Source organism: Actinoplanes sp. NPDC004185 (genome assembly GCF_053603475.1).
In genome coordinates this window covers 24,409-41,032 of the sequence record NZ_JBSGFR010000035.1, presented here as the reverse complement: position 1 = coordinate 41,032, position 16,624 = coordinate 24,409, and the positions used below count along the sequence as shown (strand labels likewise).

The following is a 16,624-nucleotide window of genomic DNA, read 5'->3' as shown; positions in this document are numbered from 1 at the left end:
GGGCGGGTGACGCTCAGCGCAGGGCCGGCAGGACCTTCGCGCCGAAGGTCTCCACGAACGGCATCAGGTCCTGGCCCACGTGGTGCAGGTAGATCCGGTCGAAGCCCAGGGCCGCGTACCCGCGCAGCCACTCGATGTGCCGTTCCAGGTCGGCCGAGACGTTGACGACCTCGCGGACCTGCTCCACCGTCACGTTCGCCGAGACCACGTCGAAGTGGTCCACGGTTTCCAGGTCCCAGCAGACCGGCGGCGGGAAGATGTTGCTGCGCCACTGGTCGTGGGCGATCCGCTCGGCCTCGGCCTCGGTCGGGGCCCAGCTCAGGTGCACCTGCAGGCTGATCGGCCCGCGGCCGCCCGCGTCCCGGTACGCCGCGATCATCTCGCGCAGCCGCTCCTCGGGGGCGTTCACGGTGACCAGGCCGTCGGCCCAGCCGGCGCACCACGCCGCCGTCCTGGAGCTGACGGCCGCGCCGATCAGCGCCGGCGGCGTCTCGGGCCGGGTCCACAGCTTGGCCCGGTCGACCTTGACCAGGCCGTCGCGGGTGACCTCCTCGCCCGCGAGCATGTCGCGGATGACGCCGACGCACTCCAGCAGCCGGGCCTCCCGGACCTCCTTGCGGGGCCACGGCTCGCCGGTGATGTGCTCGTTGCTGTACTCCCCGCTGCCCAGCGCCGTCCAGAACCGGCCCGGATACATGGCGCCGAGGGTGCCGATGGCCTGCGCGATGATCGCCGGGTGGTAGCGCTGCCCGGGCGCGTTGACCACGCCGAAGGACAGGTTCGTGGCCTGCAGCGCGGCGCCGAGCCAGGACCAGGCGAACGCCGACTGGCCCTGCCGGGCGCTCCACGGCGAGAAGTGGTCGGAACACATCGCGGCGTCGAAACCGGCGCGTTCGGCGGCGACCACGGCGGCGAGGAGCTCGGCGGGCGGGATCTGCTCGTGCGAGGCATGGATGCCGTAGTCCGTCATGCCGCAGGTCGTACCCAGGCCGGCCCGGGGACAACCACCGCGCACCCGGACGGCTTAGCCTGAGGCCGTGACCCGACCGGTGACCGGCAAGACCACCGCGCCCCTCTACCTCGACTGCGACACCGGCGTCGACGATGCCCTGGCCCTCGCCCTGCTGCTCGCCCGGCGCGGGACCGTGCCGGCGGGCATCGGCACGGTCAGCGGCAACACGGCCGCCGGCCAGGCCGCCCGCAACACCCTGGACCTGCTCGCCCTGGCCGGCCACGACGACATTCCCGTCGCTGTCGGCGCGCACCATCCGCTGGCCGGCACCTTCGGCGGCGGCGCGGGCCGGGTGCACGGCGGCAACGGCATCGGCGGGATCGAGCTGCCCGCCGCCACCCGGCCGCCCCAGGGCGAGGACGCCGCCGAGCTGCTGCTCGGGCTGGCCCGCGAGCACGCCGGTGAGCTGCGGATCGTGGCGACCGGGCCGCTGACCAACCTGGCCCTGGCACTGCGCCGCGACCCGGAGCTGCCCGGCCTGGTCCGCGACGTCACCGTCATGGGCGGAGCGGTCCGGGTGCCGGGCAACGTGACCGGGCGGGCCGAGGCCAACATCGCCGGTGACCCCGCCGCGGCGACCGCCGTGTTCGACGCGGCCTGGCCGGTGACGGTGGTGCCGCTCGACGTCACCATGCGGCACCGCTTCGACGAGGCCGACCGGGCCGCGCTGGCGGCCGGCCCGCCGCTGGCGTCGGCGCTGGCCGCGATGCTGACCGGCTACTTCGACTACTACGAGCCGGTGCTGGGTGAGCGGCGGGTGCCGCTGCACGACCCGCTCGCCGCCGGTGTCGCCGTAGGCCTGCTGCACCCGGCGGACGCACCACTGGCCGGGCTGCGGGTCGAGCCGGACGGGCACCTCGTGGAGGACGACACCGCCGCGCGCCGGACCCGGGTGGTCCTCACCCTGACCGCCGACGCCGCACCGGTCATTCCCCGGACGATCCTCCGGACCCCTGGCGACTGAGGGCACCGCGGTGGCGGACAGCGCCGATATGCTGCTGGCGTCGTCCCACCGCCTCGGAGGGTCCGCATGACCGATCCGCATCTGGCCCCGCACTGGGAGTCGTCCGCGCTGGTCACCATCGACATGCAGCGGGACTTCCTGTCCGGGCGGCCGTACGGGCTGGCCGGCACCACGGAGATCATCCCGTCGCTGCGCTCGCTGATCGACGCCTTCCGGGCCGCGCCTCGGCCGATCGTCCACATCGTCCGGCTCTACCAGGGTGACGACGTCGACCGGGTGCGGCGCACACTCATCGACGGCGGCGGCCGGCTCGCCCGGCCCGGCACCGACGGCCGGCTGCTCGCGCCCGGCCTGCTGCCCGGCGACGCCCCCGACCTGGACGACAAGCTGCTGCTCGACGGGCGGGCGCAGGAGCTCGGCCCCGACGAGTACGCCCTGTTCAAGCCGCGCTGGGGCGCGTTCTACCGCACCCCGCTGGACGAGCTGCTGCGCGAGCGCGGCATCGACACCGTGGTCTTCGCCGGCTGCAACCTGCCCAACTGCCCGCGGGCCAGCATGATCGAGGCCAGCGAGCGCGACTACCGGGTCGTGCTGGCCACCGACGCCATCTCCCAGGCCACCGAGCAGAGCTTCCGGGAGATCGCGGGAATCGGTGTCGTGCTCGCGCCGACCGCGGAGATCGTCGCCCAGGTCACCACGCCGGCCTGACCGCCCCCGGAGGGAATACCATGCGAGCCGTTCTGGCGGAGCTGTCGATCCCCCGGTATCTGGCCACCGCGGCGGCCGGGGCGCTGCCCGGACGCCTCGGCGGTGACGCCGGCCGGGGTGCGGCCGGCCTGCTCAGCCTGCGCAAGGACCTGCCGGTGCCGGTGCTGCCCCGCGCCCCCGGCTGGGTGCTGCTGCGCCCGGAGCTGTCCGGCATCTGCGGCAGCGACACGGCCGTCGCGCACGCCAAGTCGTCGCTGGTGCTCAGCGCCTACTACACCGCGCGCCGGCAGATCCTCGGGCACGAGATCGTCGCCGTGGTCGATGCGGCCGGGCCGGGGGTCACGGCGGTGTCGGCGGGTGACCGGGTCGTCGTGGACCCGGTGCTGTCCTGCGTGCACCGCGGTTTCGCGCTGTGCCGGTCGTGCCGGGAGGGCTTCCCGTACGTGTGCGAACGCTTCGATGAGCCCGGTGTGTCCGGCTGCCGGTCACCCACCCAGGGCTTCGACGCGGCGCTGGGCGGGGGCTGGGGCGAGTACGTCGCCGCGCACGAGAGTCAGCTGCATCGGGTCGGGGCGCTGCCGTCGTACCGTGCGGTTCTGGCCGAGCCCGCGTCCGTCGCCCTGCACGCGGCGCTGCACTGGCAGCGCCGCGGCGACCGCGCGGTGGTCATCGGCCCGGGGACCATCGGCCTGCTGGTCACGGCGGCCCTGCGCCGGCTGCACCCGGATCTGGACATCACCGTGGTCGGCCCGGGTGAGTTCAGCCGGGCGGCGGCGGTGCGCACGGGAGCCAGCCGGGCGCTGGAGCCGGGACCTCAGGTGATCGATTCCCTCGCCCGCGTGCACGGCGGCCGCGTCGTCCGGCCGCGGCTGACCCGGACCCCGATCCTGGAGCAGGGCGTGGACGTGGTGTTCGACTGTGTGGGCCGCACCGGGACGATCGACCTCGCCCTGCACCTGCTGCGGCCGACCGGCGTGCTGGTGCTGGTGGGCGGGGCCGGCCGGCAGCGGGTCGACTGGTCGCTGGTCTGGAACCGTCAGCTCACCGTGCAGGGCACCGTGAACTCGGGTCCGGAGCCGGCCCTGGCCGGGCGGACGACGATGGCCGAGGTGGTGGAGTGGCTCGCCGACCCGGCCTTCCCGGTGGACGCGCTGGTGACGCACACCTTCGCCCTGGACGACTGGCGGCTCGCGCTGCGGACCGCGTCGGCCGCGGCCCGGGCCCGCGCCGTCAAGGTCACCCTGCGGCCGGATCCCGAGGTCCCGCTGGTGCCGGGTCCCGGGCCAGCTCGGTCAGGAACGTGACCAGCGCCTTCCGGTACGGGCCCACCGAGCGCAGGTCGGCGTACTCGGCGGGGCCGTGCTGGCCGTCGCCGCCGGGGCCGAAGATCACCGCGTCGATGCCGCGGGCGGAGTAGAACCGGCCGTCGGCGGCGCCGTGCTTGCGCAGCAGCTCTCCCGGGTAGCCGGCCGAGCTCGCCGCCGCCCGCAGCAGGGTGACCTCGCGGCTGTGCGGGTCAGCGTGGTGCGGCGCACCGAGGCTGTCCACGGTGACCGGCACACCGCTGACGGACCGCAGCAGTGCGGCGATCTCGTCACCCGTGCGGCCGGCGAGGTCGGTGTCCTGCGGCGGAAACCGGATGTCGAGCCAGGCGGTGGCCTCGGCCGGCACCTGGTTGACGGCGCGGTTCGTGGTCTCGATCCGGGCCACGTTGACCGTCGTGCGCCACTGCTCGTCCGGGGGCACCGGCCAGCGGCGCAGCACGGCGTCGACCGCACCGGTCAGGGTGAGCAGAGCGTTGTCGCCGAGCCACGGGTAGGCGGCGTGGGCCGCGGTGCCGGTGGCGTGCAGCCGTACCTGGAGGATGCCCTTGGAATCGGTGACCACGCGCAGGCCGCTCTGCTCGCCGATGAGCACGAAGCCGGCGGTGACGCCGGCGGCGAGCTGGTGGGCGGTGCCGTCGAAGCCGCCGACCTCCTCGTCGGTGACCAGTTGCAGACCCAGCGGGTACGGCAGCGACGGCGCCAGCGAGCGGAACACCTCGGCCAGCACCAGGGCGGCCACCTTCATGTCCTGCGCGCCGCGGCCGTAGAGCCGGTCGCCGTCCCGCCGGGCCGCATAGCTCTCGGCGGGCACGACGTCGAGGTGGGCGTTGAGCAGCACCCGGAAGTCGGGACGCGGCCCGGGCACGTGCACCAGGGCGCTGGGCTTGCCCCGCGAGGTGAAGCGCTCCACCGTGAAGCCGGGCCCGACGACGTCGAGCACGAGCTCCAGCGCGTGGTGCAGTGCCTCGGGCCGGTCCGCGGTGGAGGGCACGGCGATCAGCTCGGCGGCGCGGGCCGGCAGGTCCATGTCCCGACCCTATCGAGTTAATCGGTTGCGGCCGGGCCGGGCGGCGGATAGAACTGGCGGCCGGACCGACGAAGGAAGGAGGGCTGAGCCATGTACGCCACGCACATCGCGCCCACGTCCTCCCGGGGCCACCAGCCGAGCTGATCCCGGCGGGACAGGGCGTCTCCAGAGACGAGAATGCCTTGACCCTGCACCACCACGACCTGACCCTGCGCCCGATCACCGGGCCCGACGAGCTGGACCTGTTCACCACCTTCCCGTACGTCCTCAACGGCGAGCTGGCCGAGGACCTGGAAGCCGGCCGCCGCCACCCGCGGTGGCTGTGGCTCGCCCTGCGCGGCGAGCGCGTCGTCGCCCGGGCCGCCTGGTGGTCTCGCCCCGGCGCGGAGCACCCGTTCCTGATGGACATCCTCGACCTCGACGGTGACCCCGGCGACGCCGTCGAGCTCGTCCGGACGGCACTGTCCACGGTGGTCGCTCCGGGCGACACTCCGCCCGACTACCTGCGGTACGTCCCGGGCGACTGGCGCGAGCAGCCCGAGGTCCGCCGCGGCGTCGAGGAGCGGATGGGCGTGCTGGAACGCCTCGGCGCCAAGCTCTTCGTCGAGCGGCTGCGCCTGGAGTGGAAGCCCGGCACGCCGGTGCCGGAGCCGGCCGGGCGTCTCACGTTCCGTCCGGTGCGCGAGGCCGAGGAGCTCATCGCTCTGATGACGCGGGTGCTGGAGGGCACGCTGGACGCGCACAGCCTCGACGATCTGAGCCGGATGAGCGCCCGGGAGGCCGCCGAGGAGCAGTACCGCGACGAGCTGGAAGGTTACGCCAGCCCGCACGAGTGGTGGCGGGTGGCGACCCTGCCCGGCGGGGAGCCGGTCGGCTTCGTGATCCCGGCACACAACGGCTACAACCCGATCATCGCCTACCTCGGGGTGGTGCCGGAGCACCGGGGCCACGGTTACATCGACGAGATACTGGCCGCGGGCACACGGCTGCTGGCCGGTGCGGGCGTACCCCGGATCCGGGCCTCCACCGACGTGGGCAACCAGCCGATGGCCCGGGCCTTCGCCCGGGCCGGCTACGTCGCATTCGAGCGTCAGCTCGACATGACCTGGCGCTGATCGGGGGCGCGCCGGGCCGTTACGGGCCCGGCGCGTGATCAGCCGGCCTTAGACTCGCCGGTCATGGGACTTCTCACCTTCAGCCTCAACGTCACCCTGGACGGTTGCGTCGACCACCAGGAGGGGATCGCCGACGACGAGACGCACGCCTTCTTCACCCGCCTGATGGACGAGAGCGGAGCCATGCTGTGGGGGCGCGTCACCTACGAGTTGATGGAGAGCGCCTGGCCGGCCATCGCCCGCGGCGACCAGGAGGCGCCGCCGGCCCTGCGCGAGTGGGCGGCCAAGCTGGAGGCCAAACCCAAGTTCGTGGTGTCGTCGACCCGCACGGACTTCCCGTGGACCAACAGCCACCACATCGCCGGCGACCTGCGTGAGGGCGTGCAGAAGCTCAAGGACGAGACCCCGGCGGGGGTCCTGCTCGGCAGCGGCAAGCTCGCGACCGAGCTCGACCGGCTGGACCTGATCGACGAATACCGGCTGCTCCTCCAGCCCAGGATCACCGGCCACGGCCCGACGCTGTACCAGGGCGGGCTGCCCGGCACGCGCCGGCTCGAGCTGGTCTCGGCGGCGCCGCTGAGCAACGGCGTGGTCGCCATGCACTACCGCCGCGCGCGCTGAATCACCGAGGTCGCCTTCAGCCCGGGGTGCCGGCGGTGGCCACGCCGGCGAACGGGATGCTCGTCGCCGCGGTGCTGCCGTCGCCGTCCGGGTGCCGCCAGAGGCCGCGGCGGCGCAGCTCCGGCAGGACGCCCTCGCCGAACCAGTACGCCTCCTCCAGATGCGGGTAGCCGGACAGGATGAACTCGGTGATGCCGAGGCCGGCGTACTCGGCGATCCGGTCGGCGATCTCGGTGTGGCTGCCGACCAGGGCTGTGCCGGCGCCGCCGCGGACCAGGCCGACGCCCGCCCACAGGTTCGGCGAGACGACCAGGCCGTCGCGGCTGCCGCCGTGCAGGTCGAGCATCCGCCGCTGACCCTCGGACTCGCTGCGCCGCAGTCCCGCCTGCACCGCCTCGATGTCGGCCGGCGAGACGCCCTGCAGCAGCCGGTCTGCCTCGGCCCAGGCGGCCCCGGCCGTATCGCGGGCGATGACGTGCAGCCGGATGCCGAAACGCAGCGCCGGGTTCAGGCTGCGGATCCACGCGATCTTCTCCGCCACCTGGGCCGGCGGCTCGCCCCAGGTGAGGTAGACGTCGGTGTGCCGGGCGGCGACCGGGCCGGCCGCGGCCGACGAGCCGCCGAAGTAGATCTCCGGCGCCGGGTCGGGCAGGCGGCTCAGCCGGGCGCCCTCGACGCGCAGGTGCTCGCCGACGTGGTCGACGGTCTCGCCGCGCCACAGGGCCTTGATGATGCCGAGGAACTCGTCGGTGCGGGCGTACCGGGCGTCCTTGTCGAGGAAGTCGCCGTAGCCGCGCTGCTCCCTGGACTCGCCGCCGGTGACCACGTTGAGCAGCAGCCGGTTGCCGGACAGCCGCTGGAACGTGGAGGCCATCTGGGCGGCGAGGGTCGGCGAGATCAGCCCGGGCCGGAACGCGACCAGGAACTTGAGCCGCTCGGTCACCTCGGTGAGCATCGCGGTGGCCAGCCAGGCGTCCTCGCACCAGGCGCCGGTCGGGGTGAGCGCACCGGCGAAGCCGAGCTGCTCGGCGCTGCGGGCGATCTGCCCGAGATAACCGATGGTCAGCGGCCGGACCCCGCCGGCCGCGCCGACCGGGACACCGTGCCCGCCGCCGACGATGTCGCGGCTGTCGCCGTTGGTGGGCAGGAACCAGTGGAAGTCGAGCGACGTCATGGGCCCAGGGTACCCACATCTCCTATCGGCTAGATAGAGTGAGGCCATGCATAGACGGAGCACTATCGCCGCCCTGCTGGCCCTGACCGTTTCCGTGGCGCTCGGCGGATGCGCCGACGACGACGCCGGCACCAGCCCGGCCGGCACCGGCCCCCTGCGGATCGGCTACCAGCGGTTCGGTGGGCTGAGCCTGGTCAAGGCCCGGGCCGCCGCCCCGGACGCGCAGTGGTCGCTGTTCGAGAGCGGCCCGGCGGTCACCGAGGCGCTCAAGGCCGGCGCCATCGACATCGGCCAGACCGGCGAGGCCCCGCCGATCTTCGCGGCCGCCGCGAAGATCCCCTTCACCATCGTCGGCACCAGCGCCCCCATCCCCCGGGGCGAAGCCGTCCTGGTCAAGCGAGCCAGGGGCTACCGGAGCTTCGCCGATCTGCGGGGCAGGACGGTCGCTTTGAACAAGGGCTCGAACGTGCACTGGCTGCTGGTCAAGCTCCTGGAGGCCAACAAGATGACCCTGGCCGACATCAACGTCAAGTACCTCAAGCCCGCCGAGGGGCGGCCCGCGTTCGACAACGACCAGGTCGACGCGTGGATCATCTGGGACCCGTACTTCGCGCTGGCCGAGCAGCCCGGGGTGCAGGTGCTGGCCGACGCCACCGGGCTGGCCAACAACCGCGAGTACATCCTGGTCCACCCGGACGCGGTCAGGAACAAGGCGCCGCTGATCCGGACGTTCCTGGACACGTACCAGAAGACCACGACCTGGGGCATCGCCCACCCGGAGGAACGCGCCACGGTGCTGGCGCCGGAGCTGAAGATCGACGAGGCGGTGACCGCCCGGGCCCTGGCCCGTGCGGCCCAGCCGCTGGCCCCGCTGACCCCGGAGGTCGGCACCGAGCTGCAGAGCATCGCGGACGGCTTCACCGAGCTCAAGCTGATCCCGGGCCGGGTCGACATGAAGGCCCGCATCGACGACCAGTTCACCGCGGAGCTGCAATGACCGCCGTCGCCACGGCGCCGGAGGTGACGGTCCGCCCGCGCCAGGTCAGGAGGACCCGGCGGCTGCGCTGGCAGCGCATCGTCAGCCCGGTGGCGATCCTGCTGCTGTGGGAGGCGCTGTCGCGCGGCGGCGTGCTGTCACCGGACAAGCTGCCCGCCCCGAGCACCGTGCTGCGCGCCGGCTGGCGCCTCACCGCCGACGGCACACTGGGCGCCCACCTGCTGGACTCGCTGACCCGCGCCGGCATCGGGCTGGTCATCGGCGGGGTGCTCGCGCTGGCGCTGGGCGCGACGGCCGGACTGCTGCGCCTGGGCGACGACGCCATCGACCCGCCCGTGCAGATGGCCCGGATGCTGCCGCACCTGGCCCTGGTGCCGCTGCTGATCATCTGGGTCGGCATCGGCGAGTCGATGAAGATCACCCTGGTCGCGCTGGGCGTGTTCTTCCCGCTCTACTTCAACACGTACGCCGGCATCCGCGACATCGACGAACGCCTGGTCGAGGCGGCCCGGACCTGCGGACTGGGCACCTGGGCCCGGCTGCGGCACGTGATCCTGCCCGGCGCCCTGCCGTCGCTGTTCCTCGGCCTGCGGCTGGCCATCGGCGCGGCCTGGCTGAGCCTGGTGGTCGGCGAGCAGACCAACACCCAGAACGGCATCGGCTTCCTGATGATGGAGGCCCGCGAGTTCAGCCAGACCGACGTCGTGGTCCTGGGGCTTTTCGTGTACGCGGCCCTGGGCCTGCTGTCGGACCTGCTGCTACGGGCCGCGGAGAGGAGGGCTCTGGCATGGCGGCGCGGGCTGCGAGCGGCATGACGGACTGCACCGAACCAAGAGATGCGGGCGTCGCGGACGGCCGCGACGGTGAGGGCCAGGAGGGCATGCCGAAGGTGGGCACAGCATGACCCCGGTGGTACGGGCGCAAGGCGTGCACCGGGCGTTCGGCGCGGCGGTCGTCCTCGACGGCGTGGACCTGTCCATCGCCCCCGGCGAGGTGGTGGCCCTGCTCGGCGGCAGCGGCTCGGGCAAGAGCACCCTGCTGCGCATCCTGGCCGGCCTCGACCCGGACGCGACCGGCACGGTGACCGTCCCCCGCGAGCACGCGGTCGTCTTCCAGGAGCATCGCCTGCTGCCCTGGAAACGGGTGGCCGGCAACGTCGGCCTGGGCGTGACCGGTGGTGACGTCGCGGCCCGGACGGCGGCGGCGCTGGCCGAGGTGGGCCTGGCCGACCGGGGCCACAGCTGGCCGGCGGAACTGTCCGGCGGACAGTCCCAGCGGGTGGCGTTCGCCCGCGCGCTGGTCCGGGAGCCACGGGTGCTGCTGCTCGACGAACCGTTCGGCGCATTGGACGCGCTGACCCGGCTCAAGATGCAGGACCTGTTCGGCCGGCTGCGGGCCCGGCACGGCTTCGCCGCCCTGCTGGTCACCCACGACGTCGACGAGGCGCTGCTGCTGGCCGACCGGGCCCTCGTGCTCGACGGAGGGAAGATCGCCGAGGATCTGGTGATCCCGCTGGAGCGCCCGCGGGCGCCGGACGACCCGGGCTTCGGCCCGCTACGGCGCCGGCTGCTGGACCGGCTGGGGGTGCCCCTCACCCATGGATAGCATCAGGTTGACCAAGGCGCTCGGCTACACCGTCGGCGACCTGCTCCTGATCTCCGCCGAAGCGTTCGACGCGCGGGTCGTCAGCACCACGCCCCACCGTCTGCTCATCGACTGGCCATGGCAGGAGCCCGACCCCGAGTCGGACAACCCCTGGGACGGCACCGTGGGTTTCCCTTACGCCTCCGAGGCGCACGGCTGGCTCAACACGCCCTGGCGATTGGAGCCCGACGCTTCTGAACTCCAAGCTGGTGACCCTTGCTTCGTCGGCATCCCACCGACTGAGGTGCGGATCACCTCCATCGAGAGGTTCGAGCCACCCGCCGACGTCGGATTCCTCCCCCGGCCGGAATACGCGCTCGAGGTGGTCCCTGTCGACGCGCTCGAGGACGAAGAAGCGGGCTACGTCCTCTACCTCAACAGTCGGGAGCCGATCCACATCGAAGTTCTGGCCGACCCCGCCTAGCCGGCGGCATGCACCAGTACTAACGGAAGTCCGGCAGCCGCGGCGGGGGCGCCCGGCCGGGTCGGGCCGGACGCTCCGCAGCCGTCTCAGGTGTCCCGGCGGGGGCCCGCGTGCCGCACCCGGTGCACGGGCCGGCCGCCGCGGAACTCGTCACCCCAGCGGGATGTCTTCGGCCGGGAGCGGAACGCCGGCCCCCGCCAGTCCGGGCGCCAGCCGGCCGTCAGCGCCCGGTCGATGCTCTCGGCGACCGCCGACGGGGACACGGGCGGACCGGCCGGTGCGGAGCGGTCCGGCAGCGTGACCATCAGCAGGGCGCCGTGGCCGGTGGCCTGCTCCACCACGAAGGGCAGCAGGGTCCAGCTGTCGCCCCGGTGGTAGGCCGCCCGCCGCCGCACCGTCCAGCGGTACGCCGTTCCGCCGACCTCGATCGGCCGGGATCCCCGTGCCACCGTCATCGCTCACCCTCCCGTAGCCGCATGGTCAGAAGCCCGACCCTACCCACGCCCGTCCCCCCGGCGCCGCTGCATTTCCGCCCGCTCATCGATGACGCTCACGACCGGCGGCACCGCCGTAGGGTTAGCCCTACCCCGGATCCGGGGGACCACCGCAACGCTATTCGCGGGCCGTCGCCATACGTTCGAGCAGTGACGATGACGACGACCCCCACCCCCACCACGACCGCGGTCGCCCTGCGTGGCGTGAGCCGCGGCTACGGCCGTGGCGCCACCGCCGTCCGGGCTGTCGACGACGTCGACGTCGAGTTCCGGCGCGGCACCTGGACCGCCGTGATGGGCCCCTCCGGCTCCGGCAAGTCCACCCTGCTGCACCTGGCCGCCGGCCTGGAACGCGCGGACAGCGGCCGGGTCCTGCTCGGTGACACCGACATCACCGCCGCGAGTGACAACGAGCTGACCGCCCTGCGCCGGACCCGGATCGGGTTCGTCTTCCAGAGCTTCAACCTGATCGGCTCGCTGAGCGCCGAGCAGAACGTGGCCCTGCCGCTGCGCCTGGCCCGCCGCCGCCCGGGACGCGCCCAGGTCCGCCAGGCCCTCGACGACGTCGGGCTGGGCGACCGGGCCCGGCACCGCCCGCGTGAGCTCTCCGGCGGCCAGCAGCAGCGGGTGGCGATCGCCCGGGCCATGGTCACCGCGCCCGAGGTGCTCTTCGCCGACGAGCCGACCGGGGCGCTGGACTCGACGGCCGCCCGTACCGTGCTGGATCTGTTGCGGGCCATGGCCGACCGGGGTCAGAGCATCGTGATGGTGACCCACGACCCGGCCGCCGCCGCCCGCGCCGACGGCGTGCTGTTCCTGCGGGACGGCCGGCTGGTCGACCACCTCGCCGGTGCGAGCGCCCGCGAGGTCGCCGACCGCCTCGTCGCCCTGGAGCGCTGACATGCTGCGGATGAGTTTCTCCGGACTGGCCGAACGCTGGCAACTGTTCGTCGGCGCGACCCTGTCGGTGTGCCTGGGCGTCGCGCTGGTGCAGTCCTCGCTGCTGCTGCTGATCTCGGCGGCCACCCTGGACCCGCCGGCCGGCCTGTCCCCGGCCGAGCGGCTGCACTTCAGCGACAGCGCCGAGGCGTCGGTGGCGCTGCTCGGCGTGACGCTGGGCTTCTCGACGTTCCTGGCCGTGTTCATCATCAGTTCCACGTTCGCCTTCACCGTGGCCCAGCGCCGCCGTGACCTGGCGCTGCTGCGGCTGGTCGGCGGCGGTCGCCGGCACGTGCGCCGGCTGCTCATGGGCGAGGCGCTGCTGCTCGGTCTGGTCGGGACCGCCACCGGCGTACCGGCCGGGGTGGCCGTGATGGCCCTGCAGACCCGGCTGCTGGTCGGCTTCGGGTTCGTGCCGGACGGCTTCACCGGGCAGTGGCGGACCTGGATCCTCGGCGCCTCCGCCGGGGTCGGCCTGGGCCTGGCGCTGGCCGGGGTGCTGGTCGCCGCCCGGCGGGCCGCCCGGGTCCGCCCGCTGGACGCGCTGCGCGATCCCGACGCGGGCCGGGTGATGACCGCCGGGCGCTGGCTGGCCGGGCTGTTCTTCACCGCCGGAGCGGTGGCTCTGATCATCCTGGCCCCGGTGGGCGGGGCGGGCGGCGGTCAGGCCCTGACGATGAACGTGTCGCTGTGCGCGGCGGTCGCCCTGTCGCTCCTGGCCCCGGTGCTGGTCCCGGCGGTCGCCCGGCTGATCCCGGCCGCCGGGGTGACCGGCATGCTGGCCCGGGCCAATCTGCGCGACGAGGTCCGGCGCAGTGCGGCCACCGCGGCCCCGCTCATCGTGCTGATCGGTGTCGTCTTCGGGCAGGTCGGGGCGTCCGCCTCGTTCGCCGCCGCCGGCGTGGCCGAGCAGCGCCGCGGCACAGCCGCCGACCTGGTGGTCGAGACCACCGGTCCGGGCTTCCCGGTCGTGCCCGGGGTGGCGTCCGCTTCTGCGGAGACCGAGGCCCAGGTCCGCCTCACCACGGGTCAGGGCGACATGGCCGACACCGTCACCGCGGCCGCCCTGGTCGTCGATCCGGCCGCCTTCCAGCGGGCCCACCCGGGCAGCGGCCCCCTGCGGGCGTTGCACGGCAACGCCGTGGCCGGCGGCCCGGGCCGGGTGGGCTTCTCCCGGGGCGACACCGTCGCCGTCGACTTCGCCGGCACCGACCGCTCTTTGCCGGTCGTCGCCGAGGTGCCGGTCACGATCGGCGGCGGAGCGGACCTGCTGGTGCCCGTCGGCCTGCTCCCGGCGGACCAGCTCGCCGGGGCGCCGACCCGGACGTTCGTCACTCTCGCGCCCGGCGCCGACACCGCCCGGGTCACCGCGGCACTGTCCGAAGTGGGCACCGTGACCGGGGTGGAGGAGTGGCTCCGGGCCGACGCCGAGGCCCGGACCAGTACGAGCGACAACATCATGCTGATCGTGCTCGGCCTCGGCGGCCTGTACGCGCTGATCGGGGTGGTCAACGCGGTCGTGATCGCCGCGGCCGCCCGGGGCCGGGAGTTCGCCGCGGCCCGGGCGACCGGCCTGACCCGCCCCCAGGTGCTGCGCGCGGCGCTGCTGGAGTCGTCGGCGGTCACCATGATCGGCGTCTTCCTGGGCGCGCTGGCCGCGGCCGGCACCTACGTCGCGGCGCTGGCCACGACCTCGGCGGTGACCGGCATCGCGACCCTGGACCTGCCGTGGACGCTGATGGCGGTGCTGGCGGTGGTGGCGTTCGTGGTCACCGGGCTGACCAGCCTGCTGACCTCGTGGTCGGCGACCCGGGCGGCGCCGGTCTCCCTGCTGGGCGCCCGCGAGTAGGACTCAGCGCCGGCCGGCCACGCAGAAGCGGTTGCCCTCCGGGTCGGCGAGCACCACGTACGGCGGCGCGCCCGGCTCGAGCTCCTCCGGGTGGTACGGCCACTCCACGCGCTGCGCACCGAGGGCGAGGAGACGGGCGACCTCCTCGTCCAGACCGCAGTCGCCGGCGTCCAGGTCGAAGTGGATCCGCGGTTGCTCCCGGACCGGAGTCTCACTCAGGTCCATGGCGATCGCCGCGCCCGGGACGCCGGCCGGCGGCTCGATGACGATCCAGTCGTCACCCGGGTAGCGCGGCGGGCGCCGGACATAGCCGAGCGCCTCGCTCCAGAAGGCGCCGGCCCGGTCGGCGTCGTGCACGCCCAGCGAGATCTGTCCGAGCACCGCCATCAGGGATGGGTGACCACGAGGACCGGGCGGGACGCCTTCTCGATCAGCTGCAGGGGGACGCTGCCGAGGAGCCGTTCCGCCAGCGCCGGCCGGGAGCTGGCCCCGACCACGATCACGTCGGCCTGCTGCTGCGCCGCGAACTCGATGATGCGTTCCAGCGGGCGGCCGGGCAGCACCGTGCCCTGCGCCTCGACGCCCACGTCGGCCAGCCGCCGGATCGCCGTGTCGACCGCCTCGCGCGCACCTTGGACGAACACGCTGCGCGGCGCCGGGGAGAACCGTTCCAGCTCGACCTCGTCGACCGCCACCACGGCGACCGTGGCGTCGGTCTGTTTGGCCAGCCGGGCCACCGCGTCGGTGATCCAGGGCTGGTCGGCGTCGGGCTTGGCAGCCAGCACGATGTGCATGTCGTCCTCCGGCAGGTGGGATCACGTGCGTCGATCCTCACCCGAGCGCCGCGCCGGAACAAGCCTCAGCGGCGGCGCGTTGGCCGCTGATCGCTTACCGTGAGGCCAGGCATGTCGATGTGGAGGTACGCGGCTATGGCGGACGCGGGAACACGGGACAGCACGGAAGCACGCGAACAACCCACTCTCAACCGGGTCATCGGCCCCTGGCTCCTGCTGCTCTTCGTCGTCGGGGACATCCTCGGCACCGGGGTCTACGCCCTCACCGGCAAGGTCGCGGGCGAGGTCGGCGGGGCGGTCTGGCTGCCGTTCCTCATCGCGTTCGTGGTCGCGCTGCTGACCGCGTTCAGCTATCTGGAGCTGGTGACCAAGTATCCGCGCGCGGCCGGCGCGGCGCTGTACACCCACAAGGCGTTCGGCATCCACTTCTTCACCTTCATGGTCACCTTCGCGGTGATGTGCTCGGGTCTGACCTCGGCGTCCAGCGCGTCGAAGGCGTTCGCCGGCAACTTCGCCGAGGCGTTCGACCTGTCGCTGGGCGAGGGACTGGGACTGACCGCGGTGGCGGTCGCCTTCATGACCCTGATCGCCCTGGTCAACTTCCGCGGCGTCGGCGAGAGCGTCAAGGCCAACGTCGTGCTGACCTGCGTCGAGCTGACCGGCCTGCTGATCGTCATCGCCATCGGCGCGTGGGCGCTCGGCGGCGGCAACGGCGACCTGTCGAGGCTGGTGCAGTTCGACTCGCCGCCCGGCGAGCACGCGTTCTTCTCGGTCACGGCGGCCACCGCATTGGCCTTCTTCGCGATGGTCGGCTTCGAGGACTCGGTCAACATGGCCGAGGAGACCAAGGATCCGGTACGGATCTTCCCCAAGGTCATGCTGACCGGGCTGTGCATCACCGGGGCGATCTACGTCCTGGTGGCGATCTCCGCCGTGGCGCTGGTCTCCCCGGCCGACCTCAACGAGGGTGACGCGCCGCTGCTCAAGGTGGTCGAGGCCGGCGCGCCCGCGTTCCCGCTGACCGTCTTCGCCTTCATCACCATGTTCGCGGTGGCCAACTCGGCGCTGATCAACATGCTGATGGCCAGCCGGCTGCTGTACGGCATGGCCAACGAGCGGGTGCTGCCCAAGGTGCTCGGCAAGGTGCACCGCACCCGGCGTACGCCGTGGGTCGGCATCGTCTTCACCACCCTGATCGCCTTCGGGCTGATCTGGTTCGCCGACCTGACCGCCCTCGGTGGCACCACCGCCCTGCTGCTGCTCTGCGTCTTCACCGTGGTGAACGTCGCGGTGCTGGTGCTGCGCCGCGACAAGGTGGAGCACAAGCACTTCAAGGCCCCGACGATCATCCCGGTCATCGGGGCGATCAGCTGCGCCTACCTGGCCAGCCCGCTCTCCGGCCGGGCGAGCGCCGACTACAAGGTGGCCGGGGTGCTGCTGATCATCGGCGTCGTGCTGTGGGCGATCACCTACGCGACCAACCGCTTCATCCTGCACCAGGACACCACCATCGACCCGGCCAAGCTGGAGAAGTAGC

At 73.4% G+C, this 16,624-nt stretch carries 18 protein-coding genes; 12 read left to right on the top strand and 6 right to left on the bottom strand.

All coding sequences use genetic code 11. The features are described from left to right. Window positions 1–13 precede the first annotated feature (13 nt). Window positions 14–970 (bottom strand): TIGR03885 family FMN-dependent LLM class oxidoreductase, encoded by a 957-nt coding sequence (locus ACWEOZ_RS30695; protein ID WP_451914142.1) that lies wholly within the window; start codon window positions 968–970, stop codon window positions 14–16. A gap of 67 nt (window positions 971–1,037) precedes the next feature. On the opposite strand from ACWEOZ_RS30695, the gene ACWEOZ_RS30690 reads away from it, so the two are divergent. From ACWEOZ_RS30690 to ACWEOZ_RS30680, 3 genes are all read left to right on the top strand, one after another. After that, window positions 1,038–1,976 (top strand): nucleoside hydrolase, encoded by a 939-nt coding sequence (locus ACWEOZ_RS30690; protein ID WP_451914141.1) that lies wholly within the window; start codon window positions 1,038–1,040, stop codon window positions 1,974–1,976. Between the two features lie 66 nt (window positions 1,977–2,042). After that, window positions 2,043–2,684, top strand: a complete 642-nt coding sequence (locus ACWEOZ_RS30685; RefSeq protein ID WP_451914140.1) for a cysteine hydrolase family protein — start codon at window positions 2,043–2,045, stop codon at window positions 2,682–2,684. Between the two features lie 20 nt (window positions 2,685–2,704). After that, complete coding sequence (locus ACWEOZ_RS30680) at window positions 2,705–3,988, top strand: zinc-dependent alcohol dehydrogenase (RefSeq protein WP_451914139.1); 1,284 nt, start codon at window positions 2,705–2,707, stop codon at window positions 3,986–3,988. Here ACWEOZ_RS30680 and ACWEOZ_RS30675 read toward each other — a convergent pair. After that, window positions 3,921–5,036, bottom strand: a complete 1,116-nt coding sequence (locus tag ACWEOZ_RS30675; protein ID WP_451914138.1) for a M20 family metallopeptidase — start codon at window positions 5,034–5,036, stop codon at window positions 3,921–3,923. The genes ACWEOZ_RS30680 and ACWEOZ_RS30675 overlap by 68 nt on opposite strands. A 182-nt stretch (window positions 5,037–5,218) precedes the next feature. On the opposite strand from ACWEOZ_RS30675, the gene ACWEOZ_RS30670 reads away from it, so the two are divergent. Continuing rightward, entirely contained in the window at window positions 5,219–6,151 is a 933-nt protein-coding gene (locus ACWEOZ_RS30670) for a GNAT family N-acetyltransferase (protein WP_451914137.1), read from the top strand. Window positions 6,152–6,214: 63 nt separating this feature from the next. Next, a complete protein-coding gene (locus ACWEOZ_RS30665) occupies window positions 6,215–6,772 on the top strand; it encodes a dihydrofolate reductase family protein (protein ID WP_451914136.1) in 558 nt (185 codons plus the stop codon). 16 nt (window positions 6,773–6,788) lie between these two features. Here ACWEOZ_RS30665 and ACWEOZ_RS30660 read toward each other — a convergent pair whose 3' ends face one another. Further along, window positions 6,789–7,946: an LLM class flavin-dependent oxidoreductase gene (locus ACWEOZ_RS30660; RefSeq protein WP_451914135.1), complete on the bottom strand. Its 1,158-nt coding sequence runs from the start codon at window positions 7,944–7,946 to the stop codon at window positions 6,789–6,791. A 46-nt stretch (window positions 7,947–7,992) separates the two neighbouring features. Here ACWEOZ_RS30660 and ACWEOZ_RS30655 point away from each other — a divergent pair, with 46 nt between their 5' ends. From ACWEOZ_RS30655 to ACWEOZ_RS30640, 4 genes are all read left to right on the top strand, one after another. After that, window positions 7,993–8,943 carry an aliphatic sulfonate ABC transporter substrate-binding protein gene (locus ACWEOZ_RS30655; RefSeq protein ID WP_451914134.1) on the top strand — a complete coding sequence of 317 codons (951 nt, stop codon included), beginning with the start codon at window positions 7,993–7,995 and terminating at the stop codon, window positions 8,941–8,943. Continuing rightward, entirely contained in the window at window positions 8,940–9,758 is an 819-nt protein-coding gene (locus ACWEOZ_RS30650; RefSeq protein ID WP_451914133.1) for an ABC transporter permease, read from the top strand. The genes ACWEOZ_RS30655 and ACWEOZ_RS30650 overlap by 4 nt, the downstream gene beginning before the upstream one ends. A gap of 85 nt (window positions 9,759–9,843) precedes the next feature. Next, the gene (locus ACWEOZ_RS30645) at window positions 9,844–10,548 is read left to right on the top strand and encodes an ABC transporter ATP-binding protein (RefSeq protein ID WP_451914132.1); all 705 of its coding nucleotides are present in this window, start codon (window positions 9,844–9,846) and stop codon (window positions 10,546–10,548) included. A 7-nt stretch (window positions 10,549–10,555) separates the two neighbouring features. Further along, window positions 10,556–11,011, top strand: a complete 456-nt coding sequence (locus ACWEOZ_RS30640) for a hypothetical protein (protein WP_451914131.1) — start codon at window positions 10,556–10,558, stop codon at window positions 11,009–11,011. A gap of 86 nt (window positions 11,012–11,097) precedes the next feature. Here the strand turns inward: ACWEOZ_RS30640 and ACWEOZ_RS30635 are convergent, their stop codons facing one another. Further along, window positions 11,098–11,466 carry a hypothetical protein gene (locus tag ACWEOZ_RS30635; RefSeq protein WP_451914130.1) on the bottom strand — a complete coding sequence of 123 codons (369 nt, stop codon included), beginning with the start codon at window positions 11,464–11,466 and terminating at the stop codon, window positions 11,098–11,100. A gap of 195 nt (window positions 11,467–11,661) precedes the next feature. Here ACWEOZ_RS30635 and ACWEOZ_RS30630 point away from each other — a divergent pair, with 195 nt between their 5' ends. Then, window positions 11,662–12,405: an ATP-binding cassette domain-containing protein gene (locus ACWEOZ_RS30630; RefSeq protein ID WP_433717662.1), complete on the top strand. Its 744-nt coding sequence runs from the start codon at window positions 11,662–11,664 to the stop codon at window positions 12,403–12,405. A 10-nt stretch (window positions 12,406–12,415) separates the two neighbouring features. After that, window positions 12,416–14,293 carry an FtsX-like permease family protein gene (locus ACWEOZ_RS30625; protein ID WP_451914129.1) on the top strand — a complete coding sequence of 626 codons (1,878 nt, stop codon included), beginning with the start codon at window positions 12,416–12,418 and terminating at the stop codon, window positions 14,291–14,293. Between the two features lie 3 nt (window positions 14,294–14,296). On the opposite strand, the gene ACWEOZ_RS30620 is transcribed toward ACWEOZ_RS30625, so the two are convergent. Next, window positions 14,297–14,680 (bottom strand): VOC family protein, encoded by a 384-nt coding sequence (locus ACWEOZ_RS30620; RefSeq protein ID WP_451914128.1) that lies wholly within the window; start codon window positions 14,678–14,680, stop codon window positions 14,297–14,299. After that, window positions 14,680–15,087: a universal stress protein gene (locus ACWEOZ_RS30615; protein WP_451914127.1), complete on the bottom strand. Its 408-nt coding sequence runs from the start codon at window positions 15,085–15,087 to the stop codon at window positions 14,680–14,682. The genes ACWEOZ_RS30620 and ACWEOZ_RS30615 overlap by 1 nt, the downstream gene beginning before the upstream one ends. Before the next feature lie 135 nt (window positions 15,088–15,222). On the opposite strand from ACWEOZ_RS30615, the gene ACWEOZ_RS30610 reads away from it, so the two are divergent. Continuing rightward, window positions 15,223–16,623, top strand: a complete 1,401-nt coding sequence (locus ACWEOZ_RS30610) for an APC family permease (RefSeq protein WP_451914126.1) — start codon at window positions 15,223–15,225, stop codon at window positions 16,621–16,623. The last annotated feature ends 1 nt before the right edge of the window (window position 16,624 follow it).

What these genes read in the sequence shown, in the direction of transcription:
- ACWEOZ_RS30695 (WP_451914142.1), bottom strand. Translation starts at nt 970, where the DNA reads ATGACGGACTACGGCATCCATGCCTCGCACGAGCAGATCCCGCCCGCC.
- ACWEOZ_RS30685 (WP_451914140.1), top strand. Translation starts at nt 2,043, where the DNA reads ATGACCGATCCGCATCTGGCCCCGCACTGGGAGTCGTCCGCGCTGGTC.
- ACWEOZ_RS30680 (WP_451914139.1), top strand. Translation starts at nt 2,705, where the DNA reads ATGCGAGCCGTTCTGGCGGAGCTGTCGATCCCCCGGTATCTGGCCACC.
- ACWEOZ_RS30675 (WP_451914138.1), bottom strand. Translation starts at nt 5,036, where the DNA reads ATGGACCTGCCGGCCCGCGCCGCCGAGCTGATCGCCGTGCCCTCCACC.
- ACWEOZ_RS30665 (WP_451914136.1), top strand. Translation starts at nt 6,215, where the DNA reads ATGGGACTTCTCACCTTCAGCCTCAACGTCACCCTGGACGGTTGCGTC.
- ACWEOZ_RS30660 (WP_451914135.1), bottom strand. Translation starts at nt 7,946, where the DNA reads ATGACGTCGCTCGACTTCCACTGGTTCCTGCCCACCAACGGCGACAGC.
- ACWEOZ_RS30655 (WP_451914134.1), top strand. Translation starts at nt 7,993, where the DNA reads ATGCATAGACGGAGCACTATCGCCGCCCTGCTGGCCCTGACCGTTTCC.
- ACWEOZ_RS30650 (WP_451914133.1), top strand. Translation starts at nt 8,940, where the DNA reads ATGACCGCCGTCGCCACGGCGCCGGAGGTGACGGTCCGCCCGCGCCAG.
- ACWEOZ_RS30645 (WP_451914132.1), top strand. Translation starts at nt 9,844, where the DNA reads ATGACCCCGGTGGTACGGGCGCAAGGCGTGCACCGGGCGTTCGGCGCG.
- ACWEOZ_RS30635 (WP_451914130.1), bottom strand. Translation starts at nt 11,466, where the DNA reads ATGACGGTGGCACGGGGATCCCGGCCGATCGAGGTCGGCGGAACGGCG.
- ACWEOZ_RS30630 (WP_433717662.1), top strand. Translation starts at nt 11,662, where the DNA reads ATGACGACGACCCCCACCCCCACCACGACCGCGGTCGCCCTGCGTGGC.
- ACWEOZ_RS30625 (WP_451914129.1), top strand. Translation starts at nt 12,416, where the DNA reads ATGAGTTTCTCCGGACTGGCCGAACGCTGGCAACTGTTCGTCGGCGCG.
- ACWEOZ_RS30620 (WP_451914128.1), bottom strand. Translation starts at nt 14,680, where the DNA reads ATGGCGGTGCTCGGACAGATCTCGCTGGGCGTGCACGACGCCGACCGG.
- ACWEOZ_RS30615 (WP_451914127.1), bottom strand. Translation starts at nt 15,087, where the DNA reads ATGCACATCGTGCTGGCTGCCAAGCCCGACGCCGACCAGCCCTGGATC.
- ACWEOZ_RS30610 (WP_451914126.1), top strand. Translation starts at nt 15,223, where the DNA reads ATGGCGGACGCGGGAACACGGGACAGCACGGAAGCACGCGAACAACCC.